This window comes from Cupriavidus sp. FW306-01-F10A (assembly GCF_058782785.1).
The window spans coordinates 212,890-226,271 of record NZ_JBYSYA010000003.1 but is presented as its reverse complement, the minus strand read 5'-3'; the positions used below and the strand labels follow the sequence as shown (position 1 = coordinate 226,271).

Below are 13,382 nucleotides of genomic sequence, written 5' to 3'. Positions count from 1 at the left end.
GCAGGTTGCGCGGAGGATTGGCAAGTTCCGCGCGGTTGTCTGAGGTTGCCAGTGTAGGTAGCGGATGATCGCTCGTGGTTAAATCCGGGAATATCAATCGTTAAGCTGAAGTGAATGATCCAGATCGAGGACCTGCGCCTGGTCGAGGCGCTGGCGCAGTCGCCTTCGCTAAGCGCGGCGGCGCGCTCGCTGAACGTGACGCCGCCCGCGTTGTCGGCCCGCCTGCGCAAGCTGGAGGCGACACTGGGCCTGGCGCTGGCGACCCGCACCGCCAGGCGGCTGAGCCTGACGCCGGAGGGTGAGCGCTTCGCGCGAGAGGGGGCGGCCCTGCTGGCACAGCTCGACGCCTTGCCCGAGTCGTTCCGGCGCGAGGACAGCCGGCTGACGGGCACGCTGCGCATTGCCGCGCCGTTCGGCTACGGACGCCACCGTGTGGCCCCGCTGCTGGCGCGCTTCGCCCAGCTGCATTCCGACCTGCGCCTGCAGCTTGACCTGCGCGAAACGCCCTGGCCCGACCGGCATGACTCGGACGCTGTCATCCATATCGGCGCCGTGCGCGATTCGTCCTGGATTGCGCGCACGCTTGCGTCCAATACGCGCTGGCTATGCGCCAGCCCCGCCTACCTGCGCCAGCGCGGCACGCCCGCCGTGCCGCGCGACTTGCTCGAGCATGCCTGCATCTGCATCCGCGAGAATGACGAGGACGTGACGCTTTGGCGCTTGCGCCGGGCCGGCACCGGGCGGCGTACATCGGCGCGCGAGAGCGTGCGCGTGGTGCCGGCCTATACCAGCAATGACGGCAGCGTCGCGCGGGCCTGGGCCGAACAGGGGCTGGGACTGGTGCTGCGCTCGGAATGGGACGCCGCCGACGCGGTGGCGCGCGGAGCGCTGGTGCGCGTGCTGGCAGACTGGGAATTCGACAGCGCGCCGGTGACGCTGCTGGTTCCTACGCGACGGGGACGCACGGCGCGCGTGCAGGCGCTGATGCAGTTCCTGGAAGAGGCCCTGGGAAGCGGCAAGCGGAACCAGGTGCCGGCGCGCCGGGCCCGTCCGCCAGGCTGAGACCTTATCCCGCTACCCCCCTGCGTGATCCCTGCGCCAGCTGGCCGGCGCCATCCCGAACTGCGCAGAAAACCACCGGGTAAAGGAGCTGGCCGACCCATACCCCAGCAACTGCGACACCCGCAGCAGCGAATAGCGCGGGTTCTCCACGTACCGTCGCGCCAGTTCGCGCCGCACGTCGTTCAGGATCTCAGTAAAGGTCTCGCCCGCGTCGTCGAGCTGGCGCTGCATGGTGCGCAGGCTCAGGCCCAGGCCCTCCGCCACGGCCTCGCAGGTGGCGCGGCCCATCGGCAGCATCAGGTAGATGGCGGCGCGCACTTCATGGCCGATGGACTGCGGGTTGGCGCGTGGCAGCGTGTCGATAAACTGCTGCGCGTAGCGTGCCATGACCGGATCCGCCGTCGGGTTCGGCGCGTCGAGGTCGGACGCGCGGCAGATGATGCCATTGCAGTCCGCGTTGAATTCCAGCGGGCAGCCGAACAGGCGGCGGTGGATGCGCAGGTCGGCCGGGGGCGCGTGCGTGAAGCTCACGCCGATCGGCTGCCAGCGCGGACCCAGCAGCAGCGCGCACATGCGGAAGACGACGCCGATGGCCAGCTCGGTGGCCTGCCGCGAGGGCGCGTCGCTGAGCACTTCCTGCCGGATGACCACGGCGCTGCCGGCATCCTCGAGCAACAGCGCCACCGAGTCGTTGACCAGGTGCCGGTAGCGGATGGTGGTGGCCAGCGCGGCGCGCAGCGTGGGCTGCTGGCTGATCAAGAGGCTCATCACGCCAAAGTCCGACAGCTGGCGCGACTCCGCCATGCGCAGCCCGAAGGTCGCGCAGGCCGAGGCCTGCGCGGCGGCTTCCAGCAGTGCCACGCAGGCGCTGAGCGGGACGCGCTGGTCGGGATCGTCCAGCCAGGCGCGCCGCAGCCGCGCCTGGCGCAGCAGCGGCTGCGGATCCAGGCCGAGGTCACGTGAAACCTCGAGGAAGTTGGTCAGTGCGGCTGCACGTATCAGGGTTTCCAAGCAGCGTTGCCTTGCGATGAGATGTCTGTTGGCGGCGCAGTCTGCCCGCCCGCAGCAGCGATCATAGGGCCGCGTGGCATGAAATGCAAAGTCATCGGTAGCCAATGCAAAGCCACCCGGGGCAGCAATCTCTACAGTTCCCTGCAGCTGCAGCGTGTTCTGCACCAACCAGATTCCAGGAGACAAGACCATGGCAAACGTTGTCCGCATGTACGAGACCGGCGGCCCCGAAGTGCTGCGCTATGAACACATGGAAGTGGGCGATCCGGGCCCGGGACAGGTCCGCATCCGCCACGTGGCGGTAGGACTGAACTACGCCGACACCTACTTCCGCAATGGCACCTATCCCGTGCCGCTGCCCAGCGGCATGGGCGTGGAGGCCGCCGGCGTGGTGGTATCCGTCGGCCCGGGCGTGACCAACGTGGCGGCGGGCGACCGCGTCACCTACACCGGCTTCGTCAACACGCTGGGCGCCTACAGCACCGAGCGCCTGGCACCGGCCGCGCCGCTGATCCGCCTGCCCGAGAGCATTGCCTTCGAAACCGCCGCGGCCATGACCATGCGCGGGCTGACCTCGGCCTACCTGATGCGCCGCATCTATCCGTTCAGCCAGGGCGACACCATCCTGCTGCACGCCGCGGCGGGCGGGGTCGGGCTGATCGTTTCGCAGTGGGCCAAGCTGCTGGGCCTGACCGTGATCGGCACGGTATCCACCGAAGCCAAGGCCGAAGTGGCGCGCGCGCACGGCTGCGACCACATCATCCAGTACACCCGCGAAGACGTGGCCAAGCGCGTGCGCGAGCTGACCGACGGCGTGGGAGTCTCGGTGGTATTCGACAGCGTCGGCAAGACCACCTTCATGGCGTCGCTGGATTCGCTCAAGCGGCGCGGCACCATGGTGTGCGTGGGTACCGCATCGGGCCCGATTCCGCCGTTCGACCCGGTGCTGCTGGCGATGAAGGGATCGCTGTTCCTGACGCGCCCGGCGCTGGCCGACTACATCGCCGACCCCGCGGAAAAGCAGGCGCTGGCGGGCGAGCTGTTCGACCACGTGGGCGCGGGCCGCATCCGCATCGGCATCAACCAGCGCTATGCGCTGGAAGACGCGGTGCAGGCGCACCAGGACCTGGAGGCGCGCCGCACCACCGGTTCGTCGATCTTCGTCATCTGAGAACAACAACAGAGGAGACCACACCATGCATGCAGAACCCCTGACCTGCACCATCGGCGCCGAACTGAGCGGCGTCAGCCTGGCCGACGCATCACGCGACGCCGGCCTGTTCGCCGAGATCAAGGCGCTGCTGCTGCAGCACAAGGTGCTGTTCCTGCGCGACCAGGACATCACCCGCGCCGAACACGTTGCCTTTGCGCGCCGCTTCGGCGAACTGGAAGACCACCCGGTGGTGGGCAGCGACCCCGAACACCCGGGCCTGGTGCAGATCTACAAGTCGCCCGACAGCAAGGTCGAGCACTACGAGAACTCCTTCCATTGCGACGCCACCTGGCGCCAGGCGCCGCCGATGGGCTGCGTGCTGCGCTGCGTGGAAACGCCGGCAGTGGGCGGCGACACCATCTGGGTGAACATGGGCGAGGCCTACCGGCGCCTGCCGCAGGACATCAAGGCCCGCATTGAAGGCCTGCGCGCCAAGCACAGCATCGAGCACACCTTCGGCGCCAATATGCCGCCGGAGAAGCGTGCGGCGCTGGCGGCGCAGTTCCCGATGGTGGAGCATCCCGTGGTGCGCACCCATCCGGAGACGGGCGAGAAGGTCCTGTTCGTCAACGCCTTCACCTCGCACTTTGCCAACTACCACCGCGACGACGTGGTCCGCTTCGGCAAGGATTTCATGCCCGGCGCGGGCGATCTGCTGCACTACCTGTGCGCGCAGGCGGAGATCCCGGAGTACCAGGTGCGCTGGCGCTGGAAGAAGAACAGCGTGGCGATCTGGGACAACCGCTGCACCCAGCATTACGCAGTGCAGGACTATGCGCCCACGGTGCGCAAGATGGAGCGCGCCGGCATCATCGGCGACGTGCCGTTCTGAAGGAGGCAGACATGCAACCAAACCTTGTGTCTGCGGCGCCGCAGGCTTACGCCTATCCCTTGCTCGTCAAGCAACTGCTGCTCAATTCGCTGTCGCTCTACGGCGACCAGCAGATCACGTACCGCGGGCAACTGCGCCATAGCTATCGCGAATTCCGCCAGCGTGTCGGCCGGCTGGCTTCAGCGCTGGCCGCGCAGGGGGTGGCGCACGGCACCACCGTGGCGGTGATGGACTGGGACAGCCACCGCTACCTGGAATGCTATTTCGGCGTGCCGATGATGGGCGCGACGCTGTTCACAGTCAACGTGCGGCTGTCGGCGCAGCAGATCCTGTACACGCTGAACGATTCCGGCGCCGAGGTGGTGCTGCTCCATCCGGACTTCCTGCCGGTGATGGAAGAGATCCGCGGCCAGCTGACCAGCGTGCGCAGCTTTGTCCTGCTGGCCGACGGCCAGCAGGTGCCGCCGACATCGCTACCGTTCAGCGGCGAGTATGAGGCCCTGCTGAGCGCGGCCTCGCCCGACTTCGACTTCCCCGAGTTCGACGAGAACACCCGCGCCGCCACCTTCTACACGACGGGCACCACCGGCGATCCCAAGGGCGTGTGCTACAGCCATCGCGATATCGTGCTGCATGCGCTGGCCTCGGCCACCAGCCTGTGCGCGCCGCGCGAAGGACAGCGCCTGCATCGGGAAGACGTCTACATGCCGATTACGCCGATGTTCCATGTGCTCGCCTGGGGCATCCCATATGTCGCGGTCATGCTCGGGCTGCGCCTCGTGCTGCCGGGGCGCTATGCGCCTGACATGCTGCTGCAGTTGCGCGAGACCGAGCGGGTCACGTTCTCGCACTGCGTGCCGACCTTGCTGCAGATGCTGTTGCAGGCGGCGCAGGCAAGCGGCCAGGACCTGTCGGGCTGGAAGCTCATCATCGGCGGCTCGGCGCTGCCGGCGGCCTTGTGCGAGGCTGCCCTCGAGCGCGGCATGGATGTGTTTGCCGGCTATGGCATGTCGGAGACCGGCCCCATCGTCGCGCTGGCCCAGTTGCCGCCGGGCGACGCGCCTCGCGACCACGAGACCGAAGTGCGCATGCGCTGCTCGACGGGCCGGCCGGTGGCGATGGTGGACTTCCGCCTGGTGGATGAATCGATGCACGACGTGCCGCGCGACGGCCAGGCGCGCGGCGAGATCGTGCTGCGCGCACCGTTCCTGACCAGGGCATACCACGGCAAGCCCGAGGCATCGGCCGAGCTGTGGGCCGGCGGCTACCTGCATACGCAGGACATCGCGGTAATGGGGGCCGACGGCTTCGTGCAGATCGTCGACCGGATCAAGGACGTGATCAAGACCGGCGGCGAATGGGTCTCGTCGATCGAGGTCGAGAGCCTGGTCACGCAGGTGCCGGGCGTGCAGGAGTGCGCGGTCATCGGCGTGCCGGACGCCAGGTGGGGCGAGCGGCCGATGGCATTCGTGGTGCGCAAGCCAGGTGCAACGGTGACCGCGGATGCGATTCGTGCGTCGCTGCTGGTGCGCGTCGAGGCCAACCGGCTCAGCAAGTACGCCGTGCCGGAATCTGAGCGGATCCTGTTTGTCGACGAGATCCCGAAGACCAGCGTCGGCAAGATCGACAAGAAGCGCTTGCGCGGCACCCGCGCCTGAGCCGGCAGCAGGAAGAAGAAAGGGCAGCCTCGGATGAGGCTGCCCTTTTGCGTTGCCGGGAACTGACTCAGGGCTGGATATTGAACGCCTTGACGATGCCGGCATTGCGCTCGAACTCCGTGCGCACTGATTCGCTCAGTTGCGGCAGGGGCTGCGCCGGCAGCGGCTCATAGCCAAGCGCCTCCATGCGGTCACGCACCTTGGCAGAAGCCGCAGCCTTGTAGGCAGCCGCGTGGACCTTCTCGGCCAGTTCGGGCGACAGCTTCGACGACGCAATCACGCCCACCCAGTTGCTGAACTCCATGTCGGGGTAACCCATTTCCGCAAAGGTCGGCACCTGCGGCAGCAGCGCCGAGCGGCTCTTCGACGCCACGGCATAAACCTGCACCTTGCCGGCACGGATCATCGGCAGCGAGGTCACCATGCCGTCGTACATCACGGCGATCTGATTGCCCATCACCTGCGTCAGCGCCGGCGCGGAACCGGCAAAGGGCACATGCTGCAAGTCCAGCCCGGCCTTCTGGTTCATGATCATGCCCGCGTAGTGCGAAGCGGTGCCGGCGCTGTAAGAGGCAAAGCTGAGCTTGCCCGGATTGGCCCGGGCGTAGCTGACCAGGCCCTTCAGGTCCTTGGCCGGCAGGCCAGGCGCGCCAATCATCACCATGCGCGAACGCGCCACGGCGGCGACGGGCCTGATGTCTTTCAGCGGGTCGAACGGCTGCTTGAGCACATGCGGGATCTCGGTCAGCACATTGCTGGCGGTGACCATGATGGTCTGGCCATCAGCGGGCGCGGCCAGCATGGTAGTGATGGCAATGCCGCCGCCGGCGCCCGGCTTGTTGTCGACCACCACGGGATGGCCTAGGTCCGCCGACAGCTGGTCTGCCAGCAGGCGCGCGAGCACGTCCATGGTGCCGCCCGCGGGGGCGGGCACCAGCATCCGGACCGGCTTGCTGGTCCAGGCCATGGCAGCGGGAGCCGCCAGCGCCAGGCCGGCCGCCACGGCGGCGATGCGCAGCAGGAATGAAGGGTGGGTGGGCATGTTGTCTCCGTTATGTAGTATGGATCTTCTGTCCAGCATTGCCGGGCGCGGCGTCACCGGGCGGTGAGCGCGATGCCTGGCGGGGGTGGGGAAGCGGGAGATGCGCGGGCCAGCGCCCGCAGCATTGCCTCCAGCAAGGCACGCGGCGGCCTGGCGCCGGCGATCGGCGGCGCACCGTTGATCACAAAGCGTGGCACGCCCAGGCCGGGATTGGGTAGCGGCACCTCCTCGCCATGCAGCGGCGGCAGCCATGCCAGGTCTTGCGCAGTGGCTGGTGCCGCCGCTTGCGGCATCGGCATGCCGGAGGCGATCGCCGCGGCGTGCAGCACGCGTGGATCGCCGAGGTCCTCACCGCGCAGGAAGTACCCTTCAAACAATCGGTCGATCAGCACGGATGCGGCCGCTTCGCCACCAGCCTGGCGCGCATACCGGATCAGGCGATGCGCAAGCACGGTGTTGGGCAGCACTTCGATGCGGTCGAGTTCCAGCGTGATGCCGGCCTCGCGCGCGGCGGCGCACACCTGCGCCTTCCGCAGCGCCACGGCTTCGGCACTGCCGAGCCGCGCCAGGCTGAACTTGCGATAGGGGATGCCGGCAGGCGGCAGCGTCGGAAACAGGAGAGAGCTGCGCCATTCGACCGTGACTGCTACATCGGGCCGTTGCTGGGCCAGTTGCGCCAGCGCCGTTTCAAGATGGCGCTTGCCGATCATGCACCAGGGGCAGACCAGGTCGAACCCGACCTGGATGAAGAGGGAGACGGGCTGGTTCATGGCAGAGCGCCCGTAGCGGCACGCTGCCCGCGGCGGGCCGGCGCCGCCGCCAGCACTTGCGCGCGTTCGGCCTCGCTCATCTGCGCCCAGCGCCCGATTTCCAGCCGCGTCCTGGCGCAGCCCTGGCAATAGCGGTTGGCGAGGTCCATGCGGCAGATGTTGATGCAGGGATTGGCGAGGGCGTCAGGGTGATGCATCACGAACTCCGGTAGTGCATGGCCAGGGCCGGCCGTTATGCCGGCCCCGCGGCCAGGATCAGGCCGCCGCGCGCAGCGGCAGGTTCTTCTGCCCTGCCTTGCGGTTGGGCGCCATGCCATTGGCTTCCAGCGTGGCGTCGGCGCTGTCGTACCAGGTGCCGATGCGGTAGATCTCGCGGGCTTCCTTGCCGGATGCGATCTCGCGGCCCAGTTCCTGCGCCACGCGCACGCACTGTTCGATCTGCTGCACCGAGGTCATGCGCTTGCCGTGCTGGTCGATGATGGTGTCTTCGATGCCGCAGCGCGGGTGCAGGCCCATCGCCATCGCCATCATGTTGAACGGCAGCACGTTCTTCAGCAGCGACTCGGCGGTCAGCGTGCAGCCGTCCGGCGCGCGGTGCACGAAGTTGAAGAAGTTGAACGGGTTGGGGCCGTCGAAGCCGCCGCCGATGCCGATCCAGGTCAGGTTCAGCGGGCCGGTGTAGATGCCGGCGCGCACCAGCCGCTCCAGCGTTTCCAGCGCGTGCATGCCGGTCAGCTGGAAATGCGGCTGGATGCCCGAGGCCTGCAGCCGGCGCAGGTGCTCTTCCACCCAGCCCGGGCCGGCCGGCACGGTCATTTCGCGATAGGCGGCCTGGTAGGCCGGGTGTTCCAGCGAGGTGCCCTTCAGGTATTCCGGATAGAGCAACTCCATGATGTTCATCTGCGTGGTGTTGATCGCCACGGTCACCTGGTCGGGCTTGGGCTCCAGCTCCGCCAGCATGTGGCGGGTGTCGTCGGACAGCCACTTGGCCGCCTGGCCGTCGTCTTCCGGCGCAAACGAGATCGAGCCGCCCACCTGGATGATCATGTCCGGCACCGCGGCGCGCACGCCGGCGATCAGCTCGTTGAACTTGGACAGGCGCTTGGAGCCCTTGCCGTCCGGTTCGCGCACGTGCAGGTGCAGCACCGTGGCGCCGGCGTTGTAGCAGTCCACGGCTTTCTGGACCTGCTCTTCCATGGTGACGGGGATGTCTTCGGGGAAGTCCTGCGGCATCCATTCCGGGCCATAGGGGGCAACGGTGATCACCACCTTGTCCATGTTTTCGGGGTGCAGGGAATCGTCAAGGAATTGCATGGATGGCTCCGGTTGGTTAGTGGTTGGAGTATCGGTGAACGACCGGCCGCGATTTGACGATTGGGGACATCCGATTTACATTTCGGGACACTCAGGGAAAGCACGGAATCCGCCCAATGTCCTACTATCTGCGCAGCGCCAGCCTGACCAATTACGTGGAAGTCGCGCGTTCGCTGGGGCTGGATCCATACCAGCAACTGAGGGCGGCAAAGATCAACCGCTCGGTGCTGCTCGATCCCGATATCCGCATCCCCGCGGCCTCGGTCGGCCGCTTGCTGGATGCGTCGGCACACGCCACCGGGGCCGACGACTTCGGCCTGCGCATGGCCGAGCTGCGCGAGTTCTCCAACCTCGGCCCGCTCGCCTTCGTGGTGCGTGAAGAGCCCACGCTGCGCCGCGCGCTGGAGTCGATGGTCCGCTACATGGGCCTGCAGAATGAGTCGCTGTCGATGCGCATCGAAGACAGCGATGAACTGGTGATGATCCGGCTGCAGGTGCTCACCGAAGCGCCGGGGACCTTGCGGCAGGCCGCCGACCTCGCGGTCGGCGTGGTGTTCCGGATGCTGAGGCTGTTCCTGGGGCAGTCCTGGCGGCCGCGCAGTATCTGCTTCACCCACCCCGCGCCGGCCAACGCGGCCACGTTTTCACGCGTGTTCGGCATGCCCTGCACCTTCAACCAGGATTTCGACGGCATCGTCTGCCTGGCCTCGGACCTGGAGGCGCCGTTGCCGTCGTATGACCCGGTGATGGCGCAGCAGGTCAAGCACTATCTCGGCACGCTGCTGGCGCAGTCGACCGCGGCGACCATGTCGGACATGGTGCGCAAGCTGGTCTATGCGCTGCTGCCCACCGGACTGTGCTCGGTCGAACGCGTGGCCCAGCACCTGAGCGTCGACCGGCGCACCGTGCATCGGCGGCTCGGGCAGGAACATACGACCTACTCCGACATCCTTGCCGAGGCCCGTGCCGACCTGGTGATCCGCTACCTGGAGAACCGCGAGCGTCCGCTGTCGGAAGTGGCTGCGCTGCTGGGGTTTTCGTCGCTGAGTGCGTTTTCGCGGTGGTTCAGCGGGCGTTTTGGGCGCAGTGTGTCGGCATGGCGGGCGCAGGTGGGGTAATTGAGGAAAGGTCCTTTGCGGATTTGAGGGTGGTGGCTGTTGGCGGTGTGGTTGATTGGGCTGTCGCTATGCAACAATCCAACAGCAGCCAACTCAGAACTTGTGCCGCATCCCCAAAGCCACGCCAACCATGCTGCGCTGCCCGTTGGCCGCAGCATAGCTGTTGCCCAACGACAGGCTGTTGGCATAGACCGTGGCCAGCGACTCCAGCATCAGCCCGGCATTGCGAGCATAGGCCGTAGACAGGTACACATCCGTGCGCCGCGAGAACGCATAGTTGGCAACAAAGGCAACCTGCCACGGATTGGCCACCTGCGTATTGCCGAACAGGCTCCTGACATTGTCGTAGTTGTACTCCAGCGTCAGCCCCACGGCGGGGGTGACCTGGTAGTTGGCGCCGATCCAGTAATAGTCATCGCGCTGGATCACCACGTCAGCGGCATTCTTGTTCTGGCCCCAGCGATAGCCACCCATGATCTTGGCCGGACCGAAGGCATAGCTCGCCGCCACGACCGCCTTGCGCACGGTGCCATTGCTGGTGCCGATGGTGGGGTTCCACTGGTCATAGCCGATAGTGGCGCCGAACGGCCCGGTGGCATACGCCAGCGAAGCCCCGTAGGCGGTGTCACGCCGGAACTGTCCGGGCACTTCGCCATTGCCGCCGATCGGCGTGGCAATGCCAACCGTTTGCGGCAGCGCCAGCCCGGCGCCGAACGACCAGTGCGCGCGCGCCGTCAGCGGACCGAACTGGCCGGTGTACTTGACCGTGTTGTCCTCGCGGAAATTGGCGCCCGCCTGCAGCACCACCGGTTCATATTGCGTGGCGTAGGCAGTAGGCGAGAAGTTCGCCAGCGCTTCAAAGATCGACGTGTACTGGCGGCCCAGGCTGAGCTGGCCGATGCCGGCGCGCTGCAGCGCGACAAAGGCCTGGCGGCCGAACAGGCGGCCGCTCTGCTGCATGGTGCCGTTGTCCAGGCTGAAACCGCTTTCCAGCACGAACGACGCCTGCCATCCCGCACCAAGATCTTCCGCGCCGCGCAGGCCCCAGCGCGACCCGGACAGCCCGCCCGAGGCCATGCGGAACACCTTGTCGCCCGGCCCCGGGTTGAAGCCGTTAGTGGCAACCGGCACAGCGCCGACGCGGTTCACGTATTCGACGTTGACGTCCGCCACGCCATACAGCGTGACTGACGATTGCGCGGCGGCCGCGAGCGGGCAGCCCAGCATCAGGGCCATCACGGTGCTTCTGGTTTTCATTTATCTCCTCCTTGATTGCCCGGCCTTTGCGGCCGGATTCTTTTGTTGTGCCGCGGATGCGGCGGGGTCACGAATCGCGCGTGACCAGGGTGCCCAGTTCCGCCAGCAAGTCATGGGCACGCGGCCACGGGCCGTAGCCCGCGGCAGGGTTGAGGTGGCCGACGTTGCCCAGGTCCACCAGGCGGCCGCCCCATGCGGCGGCCATCTCTGCGACACGCGCATGGCTGGCCAAAGGGTCGTTGCCGCTGGCAGCAACCAAAGTTGGGAACGGCAGAGGCGCGAGCGGCGTCGGCAGCCAGCCCCCCTGCACCAGCGCGTCCTGCGCCGGATAGCCGGGCGGCAGCGGCTGCGAGAAATCCGGCGGCGTCACCAGCAGCGCGCCCAGGATCTGGCGCTGGTGCCGTGCCGCCCAGTGCACGGTGATCATCACGCCAGCGCTGTGCGCGACCAGCACGACCGGCTTGTCGATGGCCGCCAGTGCCGCATCGAGTGCAGCGACGCGCGCCGCGCAGCTGAGCTTGTCGTGCTCCAGCGGCGGCACGCAGCGGACGTCGTGCCCCTGCGCCTGCAGTTCGGCTTGCAGCAGCGTTTGCCAGTGCTCGGCGACGTGGTCGCGCAGGCCCGGCACCATCAGGACAGTGTGGGTGGGTGTAGCAGTCATGGTCGGATTGGAAAGAGTCAGGCAGGAACAACGTCAGGCACAGCGTGGCCATCCAGGCGGCGCAGGTCCGCCGCGTAGTGCCGGCGGCCGAGGCAGAACAGCAGGGCCGCGGCCGCACCGGCCAGCGGAATCCATTGCAGCGCGCCGGTCAGGCCAATGTGGTCGGCCAGCACTCCGGTCAGGAACGGTCCCGGCGCCAGCCCCAGCAGGTTGTTGATCAGGGTCAGCGTGGCAAACGCGGTCGCATGGATGGCAGGCCGCGTCAGGTTGGCCACCATCGCGCTGGCGGGGCCGGCGGTGCCGCCCACCACCAGCATGCCCGCGCCGATCAGCACCAGCTGCGCGTGGCCCGCGGGCAGCCGGAACGCCGTCATCAGCAAGACGCAGCAAATCACGCTGTAGGCGATGGCCATCTGCCATTTGCGCGCGGGCAAGCGCCGCGCCACGCGGTCGGTCAGCGCACCGCAAGCCACCATGCCTACGCCGGCCACCAGCACCAGCATTGCCGCGGCCACGCCGGCGCGCCCGGTCGCCATGCCGTAGTCGCGCGACAGGAAGCTGGGCAGCCAGCCCAGCAGCGCCGCCATCACCAGCAGTTGCAGCGCACTGCCCGCGCAGGCGCAGAGCATGGAAGGCACCGTCAGCAGCTCGCGCACGATCCGGCGCGGCTCCAGTTGCCGGGCCGAGGCCGCCGCGTCGCCGTTGGCCGCGCCCACACGTTGCTGGAGCCCGCGCAGCCGATGCTCGCTGATGGTCAGGTAGTAGAGCGCCACCATCACCAGGCCGAAGCCGGCGATCCCGGCAAAGGCGATGCGCCAGCCAAAGTGGGCCGACAGGATGCCGCCCAACCCCATGCCAAGCACCGAGCCGAAGGCACCGCCGGCAATAAACGCAGCGCTGAGGCTGGCGCGCAGATGGCGCGGGAACACCGACACCACCACCGCGATACCCACGCTGCCATACGCCGCCTCGCCGATGCCGACGCAAAGCCGCGCCAGGAACATCTGGCCGAAGCTGTCCGCCACCGCGCAGCCCAGCGTGGCCAGGCTCCACAGCGCCGCCATCAGGATCAGGCTGCGCACGCGTCCCCAGCGGTCGGCCAGCAGCGACAGCGGAATCGCGAGCACGCCCACCATCAGCGCCACCACGCCGCCGAGCGCGCCCAGCTCCGTATCACCGAGCTGCCATTCGGCCTTCAGCAGCGGAAACACCGCGTTGAGCACCTGGCGCGACATATAGTCCGACAGCAGCAGCGCGAACGTCAGCGCAAAGACGAGCCACGCATAGCGCGGTCCGGCAGCAGCCGGCAGGACCGGCGTGGCCGGCTCTGCCGCAAGGGCAAGGCGGGGTCTGGACATGGGCGTCTCCGAAGCAGACCGGCGGTCTTCGCGCCGCCGTGCGTTCACAGCCCGCCCCCGAAGGGCGACGAGCGCACGCAGTATCT

The 13,382-nt window shown here is 67.7% G+C and carries 13 protein-coding genes; 5 read left to right on the top strand and 8 right to left on the bottom strand.

Annotated elements, in window-relative coordinates; translation table 11 throughout:
- Nucleotides 1-114: 114 nt before the first annotated feature.
- The gene (locus AC3WLF_RS06555; RefSeq protein ID WP_492357965.1) at nt 115-1,062 is read left to right on the top strand and encodes a LysR family transcriptional regulator; all 948 of its coding nucleotides are present in this window, start codon (nt 115-117) and stop codon (nt 1,060-1,062) included.
- Between the two features lie 12 nt (nt 1,063-1,074).
- Here AC3WLF_RS06555 and AC3WLF_RS06550 read toward each other — a convergent pair whose 3' ends face one another.
- Nucleotides 1,075-2,073 carry an AraC family transcriptional regulator gene (locus AC3WLF_RS06550; protein WP_492319424.1) on the bottom strand — a complete coding sequence of 333 codons (999 nt, stop codon included), beginning with the start codon at nt 2,071-2,073 and terminating at the stop codon, nt 1,075-1,077.
- Between the two features lie 190 nt (nt 2,074-2,263).
- On the opposite strand from AC3WLF_RS06550, the gene AC3WLF_RS06545 reads away from it, so the two are divergent.
- Genes AC3WLF_RS06545 through AC3WLF_RS06535 form a run of 3 tightly spaced genes read left to right on the top strand, consistent with a single transcriptional unit; the run spans nt 2,264 to nt 5,776 of the window.
- Nucleotides 2,264-3,244 carry a quinone oxidoreductase family protein gene (locus AC3WLF_RS06545; RefSeq protein WP_492319423.1) on the top strand — a complete coding sequence of 327 codons (981 nt, stop codon included), beginning with the start codon at nt 2,264-2,266 and terminating at the stop codon, nt 3,242-3,244.
- A gap of 25 nt (nt 3,245-3,269) precedes the next feature.
- A complete protein-coding gene (locus AC3WLF_RS06540; protein ID WP_492352420.1) occupies nt 3,270-4,118 on the top strand; it encodes a TauD/TfdA dioxygenase family protein in 849 nt (282 codons plus the stop codon).
- A gap of 11 nt (nt 4,119-4,129) precedes the next feature.
- On the top strand, nt 4,130-5,776 hold the full coding sequence (locus tag AC3WLF_RS06535; protein WP_492355872.1) for a fatty acid--CoA ligase: 1,647 nt from the start codon (nt 4,130-4,132) through the stop codon (nt 5,774-5,776).
- Between the two features lie 67 nt (nt 5,777-5,843).
- Here AC3WLF_RS06535 and AC3WLF_RS06530 read toward each other — a convergent pair whose 3' ends face one another.
- From AC3WLF_RS06530 to AC3WLF_RS06515, 4 genes are read right to left on the bottom strand one after another with little or no spacing between them, the layout of a single operon-like run.
- Nucleotides 5,844-6,818 carry a Bug family tripartite tricarboxylate transporter substrate binding protein gene (locus AC3WLF_RS06530; RefSeq protein WP_439669490.1) on the bottom strand — a complete coding sequence of 325 codons (975 nt, stop codon included), beginning with the start codon at nt 6,816-6,818 and terminating at the stop codon, nt 5,844-5,846.
- A 53-nt stretch (nt 6,819-6,871) separates the two neighbouring features.
- Entirely contained in the window at nt 6,872-7,588 is a 717-nt protein-coding gene (locus tag AC3WLF_RS06525; protein ID WP_492319420.1) for a DsbA family oxidoreductase, read from the bottom strand.
- Nucleotides 7,585-7,785 carry a DUF1289 domain-containing protein gene (locus AC3WLF_RS06520; protein ID WP_010810818.1) on the bottom strand — a complete coding sequence of 67 codons (201 nt, stop codon included), beginning with the start codon at nt 7,783-7,785 and terminating at the stop codon, nt 7,585-7,587. Before AC3WLF_RS06520 ends, AC3WLF_RS06525 begins: the two co-directional genes overlap by 4 nt.
- Before the next feature lie 58 nt (nt 7,786-7,843).
- Nucleotides 7,844-8,902 (bottom strand): beta-keto acid cleavage family enzyme, encoded by a 1,059-nt coding sequence (locus AC3WLF_RS06515; RefSeq protein WP_492319419.1) that lies wholly within the window; start codon nt 8,900-8,902, stop codon nt 7,844-7,846.
- Nucleotides 8,903-9,018: 116 nt separating this feature from the next.
- Between AC3WLF_RS06515 and AC3WLF_RS06510 the strand changes: the two genes are divergently transcribed.
- A complete protein-coding gene (locus AC3WLF_RS06510; RefSeq protein WP_492319418.1) occupies nt 9,019-10,020 on the top strand; it encodes an AraC family transcriptional regulator in 1,002 nt (333 codons plus the stop codon).
- 93 nt (nt 10,021-10,113) lie between these two features.
- Here AC3WLF_RS06510 and AC3WLF_RS06505 read toward each other — a convergent pair whose 3' ends face one another.
- From AC3WLF_RS06505 to AC3WLF_RS06495, 3 genes are all read right to left on the bottom strand, one after another.
- A complete protein-coding gene (locus tag AC3WLF_RS06505; protein ID WP_035823417.1) occupies nt 10,114-11,277 on the bottom strand; it encodes a porin in 1,164 nt (387 codons plus the stop codon).
- Nucleotides 11,278-11,344: 67 nt separating this feature from the next.
- Nucleotides 11,345-11,938, bottom strand: coding sequence for an RBBP9/YdeN family alpha/beta hydrolase (locus AC3WLF_RS06500; protein WP_492319417.1), 594 nt, complete (start codon nt 11,936-11,938; stop codon nt 11,345-11,347).
- A gap of 17 nt (nt 11,939-11,955) precedes the next feature.
- Nucleotides 11,956-13,296 carry an MFS transporter gene (locus tag AC3WLF_RS06495; RefSeq protein WP_492352416.1) on the bottom strand — a complete coding sequence of 447 codons (1,341 nt, stop codon included), beginning with the start codon at nt 13,294-13,296 and terminating at the stop codon, nt 11,956-11,958.
- Nucleotides 13,297-13,382 lie beyond the last annotated feature (86 nt).

Coding starts and splice junctions, on each gene's coding strand:
- AC3WLF_RS06555 (WP_492357965.1), top strand. CDS start 115: ATGATCCAGATCGAGGACCTGCGCCTGGTCGAGGCGCTGGCGCAGTCG.
- AC3WLF_RS06545 (WP_492319423.1), top strand. CDS start 2,264: ATGGCAAACGTTGTCCGCATGTACGAGACCGGCGGCCCCGAAGTGCTG.
- AC3WLF_RS06540 (WP_492352420.1), top strand. CDS start 3,270: ATGCATGCAGAACCCCTGACCTGCACCATCGGCGCCGAACTGAGCGGC.
- AC3WLF_RS06535 (WP_492355872.1), top strand. CDS start 4,130: ATGCAACCAAACCTTGTGTCTGCGGCGCCGCAGGCTTACGCCTATCCC.
- AC3WLF_RS06530 (WP_439669490.1), bottom strand. CDS start 6,818: ATGCCCACCCACCCTTCATTCCTGCTGCGCATCGCCGCCGTGGCGGCC.
- AC3WLF_RS06525 (WP_492319420.1), bottom strand. CDS start 7,588: ATGAACCAGCCCGTCTCCCTCTTCATCCAGGTCGGGTTCGACCTGGTC.
- AC3WLF_RS06520 (WP_010810818.1), bottom strand. CDS start 7,785: ATGCATCACCCTGACGCCCTCGCCAATCCCTGCATCAACATCTGCCGC.
- AC3WLF_RS06515 (WP_492319419.1), bottom strand. CDS start 8,902: ATGCAATTCCTTGACGATTCCCTGCACCCCGAAAACATGGACAAGGTG.
- AC3WLF_RS06510 (WP_492319418.1), top strand. CDS start 9,019: ATGTCCTACTATCTGCGCAGCGCCAGCCTGACCAATTACGTGGAAGTC.
- AC3WLF_RS06505 (WP_035823417.1), bottom strand. CDS start 11,277: ATGAAAACCAGAAGCACCGTGATGGCCCTGATGCTGGGCTGCCCGCTC.
- AC3WLF_RS06500 (WP_492319417.1), bottom strand. CDS start 11,938: ATGACTGCTACACCCACCCACACTGTCCTGATGGTGCCGGGCCTGCGC.
- AC3WLF_RS06495 (WP_492352416.1), bottom strand. CDS start 13,296: ATGTCCAGACCCCGCCTTGCCCTTGCGGCAGAGCCGGCCACGCCGGTC.